The sequence below is a fragment of the Pantoea sp. UBA7232 genome (assembly GCF_002473195.1).
Lineage (GTDB): Bacteria > Pseudomonadota > Gammaproteobacteria > Enterobacterales > Enterobacteriaceae > Pantoea > Pantoea eucrina.
Map to the genome: position 1 here is coordinate 299759 of NZ_DKTK01000006.1, position 16657 is coordinate 316415.

12 protein-coding genes are annotated in these 16657 nt (G+C 59.9%); 10 read left to right on the forward strand and 2 right to left on the reverse strand.

Translation table 11 applies throughout. From position 1 onward, the window contains the following. Positions 1 to 99: 99 nt before the first annotated feature. Positions 100 to 2553: a DUF3772 domain-containing protein gene (locus tag B4056_RS04795; RefSeq protein WP_113654890.1), complete on the forward strand. Its 2454-nt coding sequence runs from the start codon at positions 100 to 102 to the stop codon at positions 2551 to 2553. A gap of 48 nt (positions 2554 to 2601) precedes the next feature. Here B4056_RS04795 and dld read toward each other — a convergent pair whose 3' ends face one another. Then, the gene (gene dld / locus B4056_RS04800; protein ID WP_113654889.1) at positions 2602 to 4311 is read right to left on the reverse strand and encodes a D-lactate dehydrogenase; all 1710 of its coding nucleotides are present in this window, start codon (positions 4309 to 4311) and stop codon (positions 2602 to 2604) included. A gap of 155 nt (positions 4312 to 4466) precedes the next feature. Between dld and bglX the strand changes: the two genes are divergently transcribed. The 9 genes from bglX to B4056_RS04845 all read left to right on the forward strand — a co-directional run bounded on the left by bglX (position 4467) and on the right by B4056_RS04845 (position 15693). Further along, positions 4467 to 6764 (forward strand): beta-glucosidase BglX, encoded by a 2298-nt coding sequence (gene bglX, locus B4056_RS04805; protein WP_094112240.1) that lies wholly within the window; start codon positions 4467 to 4469, stop codon positions 6762 to 6764. 74 nt (positions 6765 to 6838) lie between these two features. Next, entirely contained in the window at positions 6839 to 7717 is an 879-nt protein-coding gene (locus tag B4056_RS04810) for an oxygenase MpaB family protein (RefSeq protein WP_150034525.1), read from the forward strand. Between the two features lie 129 nt (positions 7718 to 7846). Next, positions 7847 to 8956, forward strand: a complete 1110-nt coding sequence (locus tag B4056_RS04815; protein WP_288653973.1) for a suppressor of fused domain protein — start codon at positions 7847 to 7849, stop codon at positions 8954 to 8956. A gap of 207 nt (positions 8957 to 9163) precedes the next feature. Further along, positions 9164 to 11059, forward strand: coding sequence for a methyl-accepting chemotaxis protein (locus B4056_RS04820; protein ID WP_113654886.1), 1896 nt, complete (start codon positions 9164 to 9166; stop codon positions 11057 to 11059). 202 nt (positions 11060 to 11261) lie between these two features. After that, positions 11262 to 11795, forward strand: coding sequence for an isopentenyl-diphosphate Delta-isomerase (gene idi, locus B4056_RS04825; protein WP_039383369.1), 534 nt, complete (start codon positions 11262 to 11264; stop codon positions 11793 to 11795). A gap of 160 nt (positions 11796 to 11955) precedes the next feature. Beyond that, positions 11956 to 12864 carry a glycine betaine ABC transporter substrate-binding protein OsmF gene (osmF, locus tag B4056_RS04830; RefSeq protein ID WP_288653976.1) on the forward strand — a complete coding sequence of 303 codons (909 nt, stop codon included), beginning with the start codon at positions 11956 to 11958 and terminating at the stop codon, positions 12862 to 12864. A 3-nt stretch (positions 12865 to 12867) separates the two neighbouring features. Beyond that, positions 12868 to 14034 (forward strand): ABC transporter permease, encoded by a 1167-nt coding sequence (locus B4056_RS04835; RefSeq protein WP_094112192.1) that lies wholly within the window; start codon positions 12868 to 12870, stop codon positions 14032 to 14034. Continuing rightward, positions 14027 to 14962, forward strand: a complete 936-nt coding sequence (locus B4056_RS04840) for an ABC transporter ATP-binding protein (RefSeq protein WP_288653978.1) — start codon at positions 14027 to 14029, stop codon at positions 14960 to 14962. The genes B4056_RS04835 and B4056_RS04840 overlap by 8 nt, the downstream gene beginning before the upstream one ends. Then, positions 14959 to 15693 (forward strand): ABC transporter permease, encoded by a 735-nt coding sequence (locus B4056_RS04845; protein WP_039383378.1) that lies wholly within the window; start codon positions 14959 to 14961, stop codon positions 15691 to 15693. Before B4056_RS04840 ends, B4056_RS04845 begins: the two co-directional genes overlap by 4 nt. Positions 15694 to 15862: 169 nt before the next feature. Here B4056_RS04845 and B4056_RS04850 read toward each other — a convergent pair whose 3' ends face one another. After that, positions 15863 to 16597: a MerR family transcriptional regulator gene (locus B4056_RS04850; RefSeq protein ID WP_039385767.1), complete on the reverse strand. Its 735-nt coding sequence runs from the start codon at positions 16595 to 16597 to the stop codon at positions 15863 to 15865. Positions 16598 to 16657 lie beyond the last annotated feature (60 nt).

Genomic DNA, 16657 nt, shown 5'->3' on the forward strand with positions numbered 1-16657 from the left:
CCTGATTTAGCCTTATCACACCTGTTTTCATCCCGGCGGCGACCTCCTGTACTGGCCGCCACACTCGTTTAACTGGCTTTTTCGCTGGAATGTCGTTCTATGATTAAGTTTCGTTTTTTCACTGTTCCGCTGTTACTGCTCATGCTGTGCGTGCCCGCGCTGAGCCAGGCGGATGACGCGCCCGATGTGACGCAACAGCAGCCGGCACAGGAAGAAGAAGCGCCGCCGCAGGCGAATCCGGCGGTTGAGCTACCAAAAATGCAAAAAATTCTCGATAAGATCAAAGGACAGGTATCGGGAGAAACCAGCGAAAACCAGCTCAACCAGCTTAATGAGATGGCGCTGGAGCTGTCGGGCAATGCAGAGACGCTGGGACAGGCGTTAGTCCCGCAGCGTCAGCAGCTTGATGCGCAGCTGGCGGTACTGGGTCCCGCGCCCAAAGCGGACAGCGGCGTTAAAGAGACGCCGGAGGTGACGCGCAAGCGCCGCTCGCTGGAAAACCAGAAAGGCAAGCTGGACGATCAGATCAAGCAGGCAGAAGGCATTAAAAACGGTGCGCTGGTGCTCTCTTCGCAGATTGTGAACCTGCGCCGCGATCAGCTGAAAAATCAGCTGGCGCTCAATTCTGGCAGTATTTTTGGCCCGCGCTTCTGGGCGCCGCTGGTGAGCCGTCAGGATCTCGACGGCGAAAAAATCAGTGACTTTATTACGGAGCTGAAGGCGTCGGCGGCACTGTCGTGGGAGCCGGACTGGCGCGTCGGTACCATCGGCTGGCTGGTGGCGGCGATGCTGGTGATGACGCTGGGACGGCGCTACAGCGAAGAGTTTCTCGCCTGGGTGAGTATTAACAAGCTGCCGGAAGGGCGGCTGCGGCGCAGCTTCCTCGCGGCTGCCATCGCGCTGACCACGCTGGCTGCAGTGGTGCTGACCTTTAACTTCAGCGCGCTGGCGTTTACCCGCCGGGATGAAGTCTCCGGCGACGTACAGGATTTTGTTACCCGCCTGGTGCAGCTGAGCGTCTACTGCGGGCTGATTGCCGGTCTGGGACGGGCGTTTCTCTCGACCCGTCGTCCCAGCTGGCGTCTGCCGGCCATCTCTAATGAGGTTGCGCTGGCGCTGAAGCCGTTCCCGCCGATTACCGCTGCGCTGGTGTTTATCTTTCAGACCGCAGAAGCGTTTAACTACACGGTAGGTACCAGTCTCAGCACGACGATTTTTGCTAATGGCCTGACCGCGCTGCTGATTGGCAGCACCGGGCTCGCTATCAGTATGCGTACCAACCGCGTGCGCCGCCGGATGGCGCGGCTCGGCAATCCGCCGGAGGCGCGTCCGACGGTGGTCGGGCTGGTTCAGCTGGCGCTCACGCTGACTGCCGTTGCGATTCTGATTTCACTGACGATCGGCTATGTGACGCTGGCGCGCTTTCTGAGCTATGAGGTGGTGTGGTGCGGGATCCTGTTTGGCTCCTTCTATTTTTTAAGCCACGTCATTACCGACGGCTGTGAAAGCCTGTTTTCCACCAGCAGCGCCGCCGGGCGCCGCCTGCAGAGTTCGCTTAATATCGATGAGCGCTATCTGCAGCAGGCCGCCACGCTGCTCAGCGCGCTGGGTAAAGCGCTGCTGATGGGGATTGTGGCGCTGGCGCTGATGACCGGCACGTTCGCCTCCTCCACGCCGGTAGAGCTTATTCAGAAAGTGATTGAGTTCTGGGGTGGCAAAGGGCTGGAGTCGCTGAATATCGTACCGGCGCATATGGTAAATGCCCTTATTTGCCTGGTAGCGGGCATCTGGATATTGCGCTCAGTGCGCCGCTGGCTGGATAACGATTTTCTGCCGAAAACCACTATGGATATCGGCATGCGCGTCTCGCTGGTGACGCTGTTCAGCAATATCGGCTACGTGCTGATTATCCTGCTGACACTCTCCATCATGGGGCTGCAGTGGAACAAGCTGGCGTGGATTGTCAGCGCGCTATCGGTGGGTATCGGTTTTGGTCTGCAGGAGATTGTTAAAAACTTTATTTCCGGTCTGATCCTGCTCACCGAACGGCCGGTCAAAGTAGGCGACCTGGTCAGCATCAGCGGCATTGAGGGCGATATCCGGCGGATTAACGTTCGCGCCACGGAGATTCAGCTGGGCGACAAGTCAACGGTGATCGTGCCTAATTCGCAGCTGATTTCACAAAACGTACGTAATGCCACTATGGGCAATGCGCAGGGGGTGGTGACCATTCAGCTGACGTTCCCGCTCGATATCGATCCGGTGCGGGTGCGCGAGCTGCTGCTGGAGGTCTATAACGAGAATGAGCGCATTCTGGAGACGCCTGAACCTTCGGTATCGTTTAAAGATCTTACCCCGTCGGGCATAGTGCTGAGCGTAACCGGCAACGTCGCCAGCCAGCGCCAGATTTCGGGTGCGAAAAGCGATCTGCTGTTCGATATTCTGACGCGGCTGCGTAAAGAGGGCATTGTGCTGTCGGCGCCGCAGACCATGATCATCGAGCGCCGCGCCCTGGCGGCGGCTACGCAGGAGCAGGATGCGCCGCAATCCTGAGTCAATGGCAGGGTGGTTCTCGGACCACCCTGCACATGACGACCGGTCTCAGGCTTTGACTGCCCAGCCTTTCTGCTTGCTGGTTTTACCGATGCCGGGATTGAAGGTATTGGTCGGGTCCAGTTCCCGATAAAACGCCTGCAGCTGCGGTTTCGCTTTGTAGAGATGGCCGACGTTATGTTCCGCCGGATACTCTGCCCCGCGCGCGCTGAGCAGCGCCAGCATCCTCTCTTTTAGCGCGTGCACGTCCACGCCTTTTTTCACAATGTAATCCTGATGGAACACGTGGCAGAAGAAGTGGCCATAGTAGAGCCGGTGGATCAGATCGTTATCAAACTCCGGCGGCAGCTGTTCAAACCAGGCTTCATCGTTGCGGCGCAGGGCGATATCCAGCGCCAGAATATCCTCCACTTCTTCCGCATGCACCGCGTGATAGCGCACGGCGGCACCGGCGGCGGCAAACCGATGCAAAAAGGCATGCGATCCCTCTTTGCTGTCGCAGGCGAAAAACTCGCCGCCACCCTCACGGAAATAGTCCTGCAGATACGCCTGCGCTTCGGCAACGCCTTCGCCGGACATCTTCAGCATCAGGTGGTGCTCATACTTATCGCGGTACTGCTTAAGACGTTTCGGCAGATGGGCCGGGAACAGGCGACTGATACGCTGCAGCAGACGGTCGGTGAAGTGCGGCTTCACAAAGCTGAGCTTGTTCAGCCAGGCATCAACCCGGCCCTTGAGGGTGAAGAAGAGCGGCATCTTATCGGTGCCGAGCTTGTCGATCATCACGAAAGTATCTTTGCCGTACACTTCGGCAATATCGAAGATATCGCGGTGCATATATTCACCCGCCACCGGCAGATGGGTGAACTCTGCCAGGATATGACGGCGGATCTCACCCAGCACGGCGGGGTCGTTGGTGCCGATATAAAATACCTGCTGCTGTGGCTCAGTCGGAAAGGTATCCAGACGCACGGCAAACACCGCAAGCTTACCGGCGCAGCCGGAGGCTTCAAACAGCCGGCGGGCGTCAGCGTTAAAGCGCGCCGGCGTATCGGCGTGAATGTCACGTACCCGCCCGGCGTATTCATGGTCCGAGGCGTGGCGCTCATCCCAGCGCACGTCGCTCTGCTGCCAGCGCTCATCATCCAGCCGCCCGAGGATCTCTTCCGGCGAGTGGCCCAGATCGATTCCCAGATGGTTAACCAGCTTGAGTTTACCGCTGGCGTCCACCTGCGCAAACAGCGCCATCTCACTGTAGGCCGGTCCGCGTTTGATCAGCGAGCCGCCGGAGTTGTTACAGATCCCGCCCAGCACCGACGCACCGATACAGGAGGAGCCAATGACCGAATGCGGCTCGCGCCCGAGCGGTTTGAGCGTTTTTTCCAGCTGATAAAGCGTGCTGCCGGGAAACGCGAGGATCTGTTTGCCGCCATCAATCAGCTGCAGCCGGTCGAGACGCAGGGTGCTGACGATCACCACCGGACGATCGTAATCGTTGCCGCTGGGGGTGGAACCCTCCGTCAGGCCGGTATTTGCCGCCTGCATCAGGATAATGGCGTCCGCGCTGACCAGCGCCTGCAGGACCCGCCAGAGTTCAAGCAGCGACCCCGGAAAGACCACCGCCAGCGCATCGCCCGCGCCGGAGCGAAAGCCGGTCCGGTAGCGCGCGGTCTGCTCCGCGTCAGTCAGCAGATGAGAGGCACCAACCAGACGGCGCAGGTCGGCAACCAGTGCAGGGTGAGAAAGGTGAGAATTCATGAGCCTGTCCTTGTCGTTAACGTGGCGTTTCTACTGTAGCACGCGGCGCGGCTCTGGTCGCCGTGTGACAAAGGCGGCTACCTGCTATCCTCATCTTGTGGCACACTGTCCCGGTAATCTTCATTGTGCGCAGTTACTTAAGAGAACCCAACCTGATGAAATGGATTTACTCTGTTAGCCTCGCGGTCTCCCTGGCTCTGCAGCCGGCGTTTGCCGATACGCTGCGTGAAACACATCCCCTGACGGAGCAGGCGCGCGACGCGTATGTCAGCCAGCTGCTCAGCAAAATGACGCTGGATGAGAAAATCGGCCAGATGCGGCTGATCAGCGTCGGACCCGACACGCCGAAAGAGGCGATTCGCGACATGATCCAGCAGGGGCAGGTTGGGGCGATTTTTAATACCGTCACCCGCCAGGATATTCGCGCCATGCAGGATCAGGTGATACAGCTCAGCCGCCTGAAAATCCCGCTCTTTTTTGCCTACGATGTGGTGCACGGGCAGCGCACTATTTTTCCGATTCCGCTGGGCCTCGCGGCCAGCTGGGATCGCGATGCGATTGGTGAAGTGGGACGTATTTCTGCTTATGAGGCCGCGGATGATGGTCTGAATATGACCTGGGCACCGATGGTGGATGTCAGCCGCGAACCGCGCTGGGGGCGTGGCTCAGAAGGCTTTGGCGAAGATACTTATCTTACGTCGCAGATGGGCAGCGCCATGGTCAGAGCGATGCAGGGCAAAAGCCCGGCCGATCGTTACGCCGTGATGACCAGCGTGAAACATTTTGCCGCCTACGGCGCAGTGGAAGGCGGGCGTGACTACAACACCGTGGATATGAGTCCGCAGCGGCTGGCACAGGACTATCTGCCGCCTTATAAAGCCTCGCTCGATGCCGGCAGCGGTGGCGTGATGGTGGCGCTGAATTCGCTGAACGGTACCCCGGCCACCGCCGATGGCTGGCTGCTGAAAGATCTGCTGCGCGACCAGTGGAAATTTAAAGGTATTACCATCAGCGATCACGGTGCGATTAAAGAGCTGATCAAACATGGTGTGGCGAGCGATCCGCAGGATGCGGTGCGCATTGCGCTCAAGTCAGGCATCGACATGAGCATGAGCGATGAGTACTACAGCAAATATTTGCCGGCGCTGGTGAAAAGCGGGGCGGTGAGTATGCGTGAAATTGATGATGCCGCCCGTCACGTGCTCAACGTGAAATATGACATGGGGCTGTTTAACGATCCGTACAGCCACCTCGGACCGCAGAGCAGCGATCCGCAGGATACTAACGCTGAGAGCCGTCTGCACCGTGCTGAAGCGCGCGACGTGGCGCGCAAGAGCATGGTGCTGCTCAAGAACTGGCACGAGACGCTGCCGCTGAAGCGTGACGCGACCGTTGCGCTGGTGGGGCCGCTGGCGGACAGCCAGCGCGATATCATGGGCAGCTGGTCAGCCGCGGGTGTGGCAAAGCAGTCGGTGACGCTGCTGCAGGGGATGCGCAATGCCATGGCGGACAAAGGCACGCTGCTCTACGCCAAAGGGGCTAACGTTTCTGACAACAAAGGTATTCAGGGCTTCCTCAATCTTTACGAGCAGGCAGTGAGCGTCGATACACGCACCCCGCAGCAGATGATTGATGAGGCGGTAGCCCAGGCAGAGAAGGCGGATGTGGTCGTCGCTGCGGTGGGTGAAGCGCAGGGCATGGCGCATGAAGCGTCCAGCCGCAGCGAACTGGCGATCCCGGCCAGCCAGCAGAAATTACTGGCGGCCCTGAAAGCCACTGGCAAGCCGCTGGTGATTGTGCTGATGAATGGCCGGCCGCTGACGCTGGTGAATGAAGACCGCATGGCGGATGCGATGCTGGAAACCTGGTTCAGCGGCACCGAAGGCGGCAATGCTATCGCGGACGTGCTGTTTGGCGATTACAACCCTTCCGGCAAGCTGCCGGTCACGTTCCCGCGCTCAGTGGGGCAGATCCCGCTTTACTACAATCATCTGCCAACCGGGCGACCTTATAATCCGGAAAAGCCGAATAAATATACTTCTCACTACTACGACACCATCAACGGCCCGCTCTATCCGTTTGGTTACGGCCTGAGCTATACCCGCTTTACCGTTTCACCGGTGACGCTCTCCGCCCGCACGATGCCGCGCAGCGGCAGCATTGAAGCGAGCGTAACGGTGACCAACAGCGGTAAACGCGACGGGGCAACGGTGGTACAGATGTATCTCAACGATCCGGTGGCGAGTATCAGCCGTCCGGTTCAGGAGCTGCGCGACTTCCGGCGCATTATGCTGAAAGCCGGTGAGTCACAAACCGTGCGCTTTACGATTGATGCTGACGCGCTGAAATTCTGGAACCAGCAGATGCAGCACGTGGCGGAACCCGGCAAATTTAACGTTATGATTGGCCTGGATTCTGTACGCACTCAGGATGCGCAGTTCGACTATCTTTAACGGATAACCGCGTCTCCCGGTCGCCAGGCCGGGAGCGCTATCCCTGACGCCTTTTTATCCGACACCACGCCACCATGACGCTTCGCAATCGTATTGAACAGCAGATCTTTCGCCTTAACGGGCTGGCACTCAACGAGTTTGACCTCTCGCAGCCGCCTGGCGATCCCGGCCTGTTTGGCCCCGACTCCACTATCTGGCGCATCCACGGTGATTTTCCGGCGATGCTCTGCGGCGGTATCAGCGCCCTGATGCTGCAGATGCTGCATCCGGCGGCGCTGGCCGGGGTCTGGGATCACTCCAGCTTCCGTCAGGATATGCTCGGCCGGCTGCGCCGCACCAGCCAGTTCATCGCCGTAACGACCTTTGGCAACAGTGCCGATGCCCGGACGCTGATTGAGCGGGTGAAGCGCATCCATCTGCAGGTCAGCGGCACGGACAGCAACGGTAATCCTTACGCGGCCAGCGATCCGCATCTGCTGACCTGGGTGCACGTGGCGGAAACCAGCCGTTTTCTGGCGGCCCATCTGCGCTATAAGAACCCCGCGCTCAGCCGGGCTGAGCAGGATCGCTACTATCAGGAGGCGGCGCAGGTGGCGATTGCGCTGGGCGCAGAGCAGGTGCCATGCAGCGTCACCGACGTTGAGCACTATCTGGAGGCGATACGCCCGGAACTCTGTTTTGATGCGCGCACGCAGGAGGTGATGGCGCTGCTGATGAATGCGCCGGCACCCGGCTGGCAGGCGCGACCGGCAATGCGCACCATGCTGCAGGCGGGGATCGGTCTGCTGCCGGCGTGGGCACAGCTGCAGCTGCAGCGCCCGGTCAGCCCGCTGACGCAGTGGCGCACCGACCGGCAGATGCTGCTGCTGGCGCGCCTGCTGCGCTGGTCGATACAGCGCGGCGCCTGGTCACGGGCGATGCAGCGTATGGGGCGTGACGCCCGCTACCGCTGAAGCAAAGCCAGACGCTCAGCGCGAGCGCAGCCGCACTTTGAGAGTTTTACCCTTGTCTCACATGGCGCGAGTGCCGATCCTGCTCTATTCTCGGGGAAAATGGATCCCTCCAGGCATTGTCGAGGCGTTATGACCAGTTACCCTCTGATTGCTGAGGTGCCGAATCAGCAACATACTTTAACCGCGATCGTCGAACAGGATGCGCGCACCGCCTATTTTTATATCTGGCCCAACGACCTGTTTCGCAGCCAGTACGCTGTTCGCGGCTGCTGGCTGCGCAACCTTCTGCCGGCACCGGCAGAGGAAGATCGCGAAGCGATGGAGCAGGGGATCGCGCCGCTGCTGAGCGCAGAGTATTGCCGCACGCTGGAGGCGGAGCCGATGCTCGATCCCGCAGGCCTGCAGGTACTGTGGGAGCCGAATGATACCGGTGCTGCCCTGTGGTACTACGGCCAGCTGCTGGCGGTGATCCCCGGCTGGAGCCTCTATCAGAGCAAACAGGTCAGCTTCTCAGCCGGCTGTATCAGGAAAAACCGCCTGACGGCGCCGCTGGGTTCCGCCTCCACCAATGAATACTATGCGCGTGCTGAGCAGCAGCGTCACTTCTGGCGCGACTGGCACGACGACCAGCAGTGGGAAAAAATCCAGCATGAAATGCTGCAGGTCTACCAGGCGCGGTGGGGTGAGTCGGTCAAATATTATGCTATCGATCAGGGCAGCTGGCCGCCGATGGCGCTTTCTCAGCACTGGCATAACGGCGTCTGGTATTTTGTCACGCTGGGAATGAGCATTCGTCCGATGCCGCAGGTCGATTATCTGTTTGAAGAGCTGGCTCCCCAGTACCGGCGGGTTGAGCTGGCGCTGGCGGTAGATGGCGAGGTGATGACCGAGGCCAACGCGGTGCAGATGGCGAGCGCGCTGGCTGAGTTTGCCCATCTGCCGTGGGCGCGGCTGACGTGGATTGGCGAAGGGCATACGCTGGCATCTGAAGTGGCGCCGGTCGGCTTTGAAAGCTTTCTGCTGGCTAACGCGCTGGCACCGGAGGCGGTGTCGCTGCGATTGCCGAAGCGCGACGGCGATCGGCCGGAACTGCTCTGGGCGACGCCGATCACCGAAGCGGAACGCCACTTTGCGCAGTCGGATGAACAGGGCGGACAGCAGCTGCTTCAGCGGCTGCTGGCGGAGGGCAACAGCCATATCTTCCGTCCGCGTCAGGAGGTGGTGGCGCCGCCTCAGTAAACGCCCGCCCTTCTTCTGTGAAGAGGGGCGCGCTGTCTCCAGGCAGGCAATTCTCCGCTCTGCTTATCGCCGGTTATTCCTACCCTGTAAAAATAGTCACCCGATTCAACTATTTGCTTTTTTTGTGATCCCGCGCCTCTCAAGTTCCCCATTAACACGCCGTTAACCTCGATCAGGCAACTCGCCAACCAGGGTAAGGGCATCCGAATGTTTAAAACGACACAATCCCGTTTTACCGCGACGCTGGTCGCATTTTTTGTTGTGCTGATGCTGGTCACTGTACTGGTGATCAATCAGTTTATCGCACCGCAGCTGAGTCAGAATGAGAGCCGCCTGGTGCGCTATGAAGTTGATGGTCTGGCCGGACGCATTGTTGAACAGATGAACCGGGTTCAGGCGCAGCAGCGGGCGATAACGGAAGCAGCGGGCGTGATGGAGAGCGCAACGATAGAGACGCTGCTGCCGGCGCTGGTAAACCAGTACCAGGACAGCAACGTATTTGGCGGCGGGATCTGGCCGCTGCCGAACCGGCGCGATCCGGCAAAAGAGAAAGACAGTACCTTCTTTGCGCGCAACGCCAGCAATCAGCTGCAGGTCAATACTTACTGGAACTCCGATGCGGCCGATAAGTACTGGGAGCAGCCGTGGTACAAAGCAGGTATAGCCGCAGCAAAAGGGCAGTGCGCCTGGGCCAAAGCCTATCAGGATGCGGCCAGCCCGCAGCCGCGTACCAACTGTGCGATGGCTATCTATCGCGACGGCAGCGTCTGGGGCGTCGCCACAATCGATGTCACGCTGGGCTTTTTTAATCAGCTGGCGAAGCAGATGGGTGACGCCATTAAAGGCCGCGTGCTGATTGTTGAAGCGGATGGCAAAGTGGTCGGGAACGCGGCGCTGCTGGACGGTGCGCCAAAGCTGGAAAACCTGAGCGATACCCGGCTGCCGATGGCCGCTGCGCTGAAGTCGCTGCTGACGCAGGCGGGGAGCGAGCCGGCGCAGACAACGTTTAGCGGTGAGGATGGTGAGCATACGCTGTTCCTGCAGGCGATCCCCGGCAGCCCGTGGTATCTCGCCAGCGACGTCCCCTCCAGCCTGCTGGATGCACAGACGCACAGTATGCTGACGCGGCTGGGCGTGGTACAGATCCCGCTGGCTATTATTCTGCTGCTGGTATCGCTGGGCTTTGTCCGCGCAATGATGAAGCGTCTGGGCGTGCTGCACAAAAATATTGAAGCACTCTCAACCGGCGGCGCCGACCTCACACAGCGCCTGCCTGCCAGCAATAGCCCGGAATTTAACGCCGTGGCTGAGAGCTTTAACCAGTTCATCAGCTACCTGCAGGGGCTGATGCGTCAGGTGGGCGACAGCGCGCTGGCGATCACGGCGGCCTCGCGCGAAATTGCCAGCGGCAACGCCGATCTCTCTGCGCGCACCGAATCGCAGGCCAGCTCCATTGTCGAGACGGCAGCCTCAATGGAGGAGCTGACCGGCACCGTGCGCCAAAACGCCGATAACGCCACCCACGCCAATCAGCTGGCTGACGGCGCAGCCACCGTGGCGGCGCGCGGCAGTGAAGTGGTGCGTCAGGTCGTGACCACTATGGGGGAGATCCACCACTCATCGCGTAAAGTCGTCGATATCATCAGCGTCATCGACAGCATCGCGTTTCAGACCAACATTCTGGCCCTGAACGCGGCGGTTGAAGCGGCGCGCGCCGGAGAGCAGGGGCGCGGTTTTGCGGTGGTGGCCTCAGAAGTACGCAACCTTGCGCAGCGCTCAGCTAACTCAGCGCGCGAGATTAAAAAGCTGATTGAAGAGTCAGTGGCAAATATTGATACCGGCAGCCAGCTGGTTGAGCAGGCGGGACAGACCATGGATGAGCTGATGCAGGGCGTCAGCAGCGTCACCACCCTGATGAGCGAAATTATGTCCGCCAGCCGTGAGCAGAGCATGGGTATCGATCAGGTTAACGTCGCGATCACGCAGCTGGATGGCAGCACGCAGCAGAACGCCGCGCTGGTAGAGCAGGTCTCTTCAGCCGCGCGTGCAATGGAGGAGCAGAGCGTGCAGCTGGAACAGGTGGTGCAGAGCTTCAGACTATAACCGCACTCATCACTATTGCGGCGGCTTACAGGCTGCCGCAATCTCATTGTGCTTTACCTCTGCATACCTTCTTCTTCGCCGATTCAGATTATGCCTGCTAAGCTTATTTTTTACCGCGCCAGCGCACGAAACGTGCGCCTTTTTCTCCGCTGCTGCCACGGCGATTGTGTACAATAGCAGGGATTTTTCTGAAGGAGCCCTCATGCCTGCCATAGAAGTTATTCTTGTTGACCACCTCGATCGTCCCACCGGCAAGATGGAAAAGCTGGAAGTGCATGAAAAAGGCTTACTGCATCGTGCAGTAACGGTTTACGTGTTTAATTCGCGTCATGAGCTGCTGCTGCAGCGGCGTGCCAGCAGCAAATACCACTGCGGCGGACTCTGGAGTAATACCTGCTGCAGTCATCCGTTTCCGCAGGAGCCGACGCTCGATGCCGCTGAGCGCCGTCTGCGTGAAGAGATGGGACTGAACCTGGCGCTGACGCCGGTATTTGAGCTGAGCTACAACCTGCCGCTCAGTAACGGCCTGATTGAACATGAGTATGGACACGTCTTCTTTGCCATCAGCGATGAAGAGCCGGTGCTGAACCCGGAAGAAGCGGACGCCTGGTGCTACCGTTCAGTCGGGCAGATCCAGCAGCAGATGGAGACCGAGCCGGAACAGTTTACGCCATGGTTTCTGCACACCTTCCCGCGTATTCCGCATACGCTGGGTGACTTTCGCCTCACCGCCTGACACGCCCCTCTCTCCGGACACACCTCGCGCCTTCTGTGCGGGGCAATTTTTGCCCGGCTTAACAAAACAGACGTAAAATCTGCGCTTTTTTCCCGTCGCCTGCTGCGCCAGGCTACGCTTGTTTATCACCGGGTGCTAAACAGGGCATAAGGAAAACATCATGATTAAACAGGGGTTACTGGGGCTGATTGCCCTGTCGCTGAGCATGGGCGCGGCGCACGCCGCCGATGCGGTCAAGGTCGGGTCGAAAATCGATACAGAAGGCTCGCTGCTGGGCAATATTATTCTGCAGGTGCTCAATAAGCACGGGGTCAAAACCGTCAACAAAATTCAGCTCGGCAATACGCAGGTTGTTCGCGGTGCCATCGTCGCGGGCGAGCTGGATATCTATCCGGAATATACCGGCAACGGCGCTTTCTTTTTTAACGATGAAAAAGCGAGCGCGTGGAAAAATGCGCAGCAGGGTTATGAGAAAGTCAGACAGCTCGATGCAGAGAAGAATCATCTTATCTGGCTGACGCCGGCACCCGCCAATAACACCTGGACCATCGCCGTGCGTGGCGACGTGGCGCAGCAGAATAAGCTGAACTCGCTTGACGATCTCAGCGCGTATCTGAAACAGGGCGGCACGTTCAAACTGGCTGCCTCTGCGGAATTTATTGAACGCGGTGATGCCCTGCCGGCGTTTGAAAAAGCGTATAACTTCAAACTCAATCAGTCGCAGCTGCTTTCGCTGGCAGGCGGCGATACGGCGGTCACCATTAAAGCCGCGGCGCAGAAAACCTCTGGCGTCAATGCGACGATGGCGTACGGAACGGATGGCCCGGTCGCGGCGCTGGGTCTGCAGACGCTGAGCGATCCCAAAGGCGTACAGCCAATCTATGCGCCGGCGCCGGTCGTGCGTGAAGCGGTACTGAAGCAGTATCCGCAGATGGCAGAGTGGCTGCAGCCGGTGTTCAGCAAGCTGGATGAAAAAACGCTGCAGCAGCTTAATGCGCAGATTGCGGTAGAAGGGCAGGATGCCAGCCAGGTCGCAACCGCGTGGCTGCAGCAGAACAAGTTGCTGTAAAAGGTGCGACAGCTGCTGCTGCGCCCCGGCCGTCAGCCGGTCACGCTGCTGCTGACGGCGCTTATCACGCTGACGCTGCTGACGCTGCCATTTCTGCGCTTTGCGGCTAACCGGCTGGTATCGGGCGAGCCGCTGATGGTGTGGCAGGTTGCGCACGCCGGCTGGCTGGCGCTGCCGATCGCGCTGCTCTGGCTGAGCCTGTTCGGGCCGCCGGGCCGGCGTACGGCTCTGCTAACCCTGCTGGGCGCGCAGGGTCTGTTTGCACTGCTTATCGGCCTCGGCGGCAGCGGTGCCAGCGAGCTGGCGCGCAGCAGTTCGCCGCTGGCGCGCACGGCGTTTGGCAGCGGTTTATGGTGTGCGGCCGGATTATCGCTGCTGCTGGCAGCAGAAGCGATCAGAGCAATAAACCGGCAGGCTGTCTGGCGCATTCTGCTGAATCTGCAGACCGGCGTGCTGCCGCTGCTGCTTTTACTGACCGGCTGGCTGGATCAGCTGTCGCTGCTGAAAGAGTATGCTAGCCGCAGCACCACGTTCCATGCGGCCTTTAGCCAGCACCTGCTGCTGGTCTGCGGTACGCTGGTGCCGGTGCTGCTGGCGGGAGTGCCGCTGGGGCTGGCCATTGCGCGCCGTCCTGGCTGGCAGCGGCCGGTATTCAGCCTGCTGAATCTTATCCAGACCATTCCCTCTGTGGCGCTCTTCGGCCTGCTTATTGCGCCGCTGGCCGGGCTGGCTGCACATTTTCCCGTACTCGGCCGTTTTGGCATCAGCGGTATCGGTATGGCGCCGGCGCTGATTGCGCTGGTGCTCTATGCGCTGCTGCCGCTGGTACGCAGCGTGGTGGCCGGGCTGGAGCAGGTGCCGCCTGAAGTACGCGAAACCGCACGCGCCATGGGCATGAGTTCCGGACAGCAGTTCTGGCAGGCGGAGCTGCCGCTGGCGCTACCGGTCTGGCTTGCCGGTTTGCGGGTGGTGGTGGTGCAAACCGTGGGTCTGGCAGTCGTGGCGGCGCTGATTGGTGCCGGCGGCTTTGGGGCTATCGTCTTTCAGGGATTGCTGAGCAGCGCGCTGGATCTGGTTCTGCTGGGGGTGATCCCGGTAGTGGCGCTGGCGGTACTCTGTGATGCGCTGCTGCGGCTGCTGTCCGCGCTGCTGGAGAGAAAAGATGATTGAATTTCATAACGTGAGCAAACAGTTTGCCGGTAAAACGGCGATTTCCGATCTCTCTTTGCAGATCGGCCAGGGGAGTTTTACGGTTCTGATCGGCACATCCGGCTCCGGTAAATCGACCCTGCTGAAGATGATCAACCGGCTGGTGGAGCATGACAGCGGCGAGATCCGCTTTGCGGGCGAGCCTATCGGCCAGATGAACGTCCGCGCACTGCGCCGGCGCATCGGCTACGCCATTCAGTCAATCGGCTTATTCCCGCACTGGAGCGTGGCGAAAAACATCGCCACCGTGCCATCGCTGCTGGGCTGGCCCGCACAGAAAATTGCGGCACGGGTGGCAGAGCTGCTGGCACTGCTGAATCTCGATCCCCGGCTGGCGACCCGCTATCCGCATCAGCTTTCCGGCGGGCAGCAGCAGCGGGTAGGAGTAGCGCGCGCGCTGGCTGCCGATCCGGAACTGCTGCTGATGGATGAGCCTTTCGGGGCGCTCGATCCGGTAAACCGCCAGGCGCTGCAGCAGGAGATGCTGCGCATTCAGCGGCTTACCGGCCGCACCATCGTGCTGGTGACGCACGATATTGATGAGGCGCTGACGCTGGCTGACCAGCTGGTATTGATGGATAACGGTAAGATTATGCAGCAGGGCGCACCGGTTACGCTGCTGACGCAGCCCGCCAGCGACTTTGTCCGCAACTTTTTTGGCCGCAGCGAGCTGGGCGTGCGGCTGCTGGCGCTGGGGCAGGCGGGCAGCATGGCGCGCCGCGGCGAATGGGTTGATGCCGAGCCTATTACCGCTGCGCTGTCGCTGCGTGAAGCGCTGTCGCAGTTTATCGCGCGCGGGACCGATACCTTACCGGTGGTGGATCAGCAGCAGCAGCGGGTGGGCGTGCTGCATTTCAGCGATCTGCTGCGCCCGCGGGAGGCGCAATGAAGCGCCTGTTACGCGAGCCGCTTAGCTGGCTGATTGCGCTGTTTTTACTGCTGCTGTGGGGATTACCGCACAGTGAAGCGCTGTTTGCCTGGTGGTTTCCCCGGCTGGAGCGTCCGCTCTATCAGCAGGAGAGCTTCTGGCGTCTGACGCTGGCCCATCTCTGGCTGGTCGCCAGCGGCACCCTGCTGGCAACGATTGTGGGCGTGGGCGGAGCAATTTTTGCCACGCGCCGCGCTGGCGAGGCGTTCCGGCCAACGCTTGAGACGCTGGCTGCGGCAGGACAGACCATTCCGCCGGTTGCGGTGTTAGCGATTGCCGTACCGGTGATGGGATTTGGCGCAACGCCTGCAATTGTCGCGCTGTTTCTTTATGGCGTACTGCCGGTATTGCAGGGGACGCTGGCGGGTATTGAGAGCGTGCCGGCCAGTAACCGGGAGATCGCAACCGGGCTTGGCATGGGGCCGTGGCGGCGCCTCTGGCAGATTGAACTGGCGCTGGCTGCGCCGGTGATGATGGCGGGTATACGCACATCGGTGATGATCAATATCGGGACTGCGGCTATCGCGTCAACGGTAGGCGCGGCCAGTCTGGGTTCGCCCGTTATCATTGGTCTGAGCGGCTTTAACACCGCCTATGTCATTCAGGGAGCCATACTGGTTGCGCTGCTGGCGCTGATCTGCGACCGGCTGCTGGAGCGGGTGCAGCGCTGGTTTACCGGGTATGCAGAATAAGGCTGTAGCCTACCAGCATCATGCCACCCATACCGCCTATCGCCATGATGGCGAACAGCGTACCGATAAAAATTTTATTCCAGTTCATTGCAGTACCTGATTAATGCCGTGAGTCAGGCATGATAACGCGCGCCCGGCAGAGGAAAAAGGCCTGACGTGCGGTTTTACATTAAGCCGGTTCGTGCATCTGTATGGAAAACCCCTGCGCCTGCCAGTGTTCAAACTGCTCCTGCTGACGCCGCGTTGGCCGTTTCCCGGTCCAGATAAACAGATGCTGTCCCGGAAAGAGCTCAGGGCGCGGCATATCCAGCGGTTCAGCCAGCACATCCATGCGCCAGCCGTGCTGTGCCAGACGCCAGGCTTCCAGCCAGATTCGGGTGCGATCTTCCACGGCCCAGCCGATAATCAGCGCATCTTTACCTGGTTTTTTGCGGGCACCCGCCAGACAAAACGCGACGTAATCGATGATAGCGCCGTCCAGCAGGCTGCACATCGTGCGGGCAGTGTTTTGATCGAGACCCAGACGCTGGCGTACCGGCACAAAAACGTGATCGATCAATGCATCAATCGGATGCTCACGACCGATGGTGGCAATCTTGGTGCGCAGCTTTGACGCGCGGACGTGGCGCAACACGCTCATCAGCTCTTCCTGCAGCGCAGTCCAGCCGTCGTGCACGTTGACCGTTTCACCCTCAAGCAGCGCTTTTACTTTACCGACGGGCACGCCGCTCTCTATCCAGCGTTTAATCTCTTCGATACGCTGAACATCTTCATCATCAAATTGTCGATGACCACCTTCGGTGCGCTGAGGCTTTAACAGACCGTAACGTCGCTGCCAGGCGCGAAGTGTTACCGGGTTTATTCCACAGCGCTCGGCAACATCGCCGATACTGTATAAGGCCATAATGTCCTCAAATATTGCGACCTGCATAAAAACACCTTAACCGTCGGGGCTGCCTTGTAC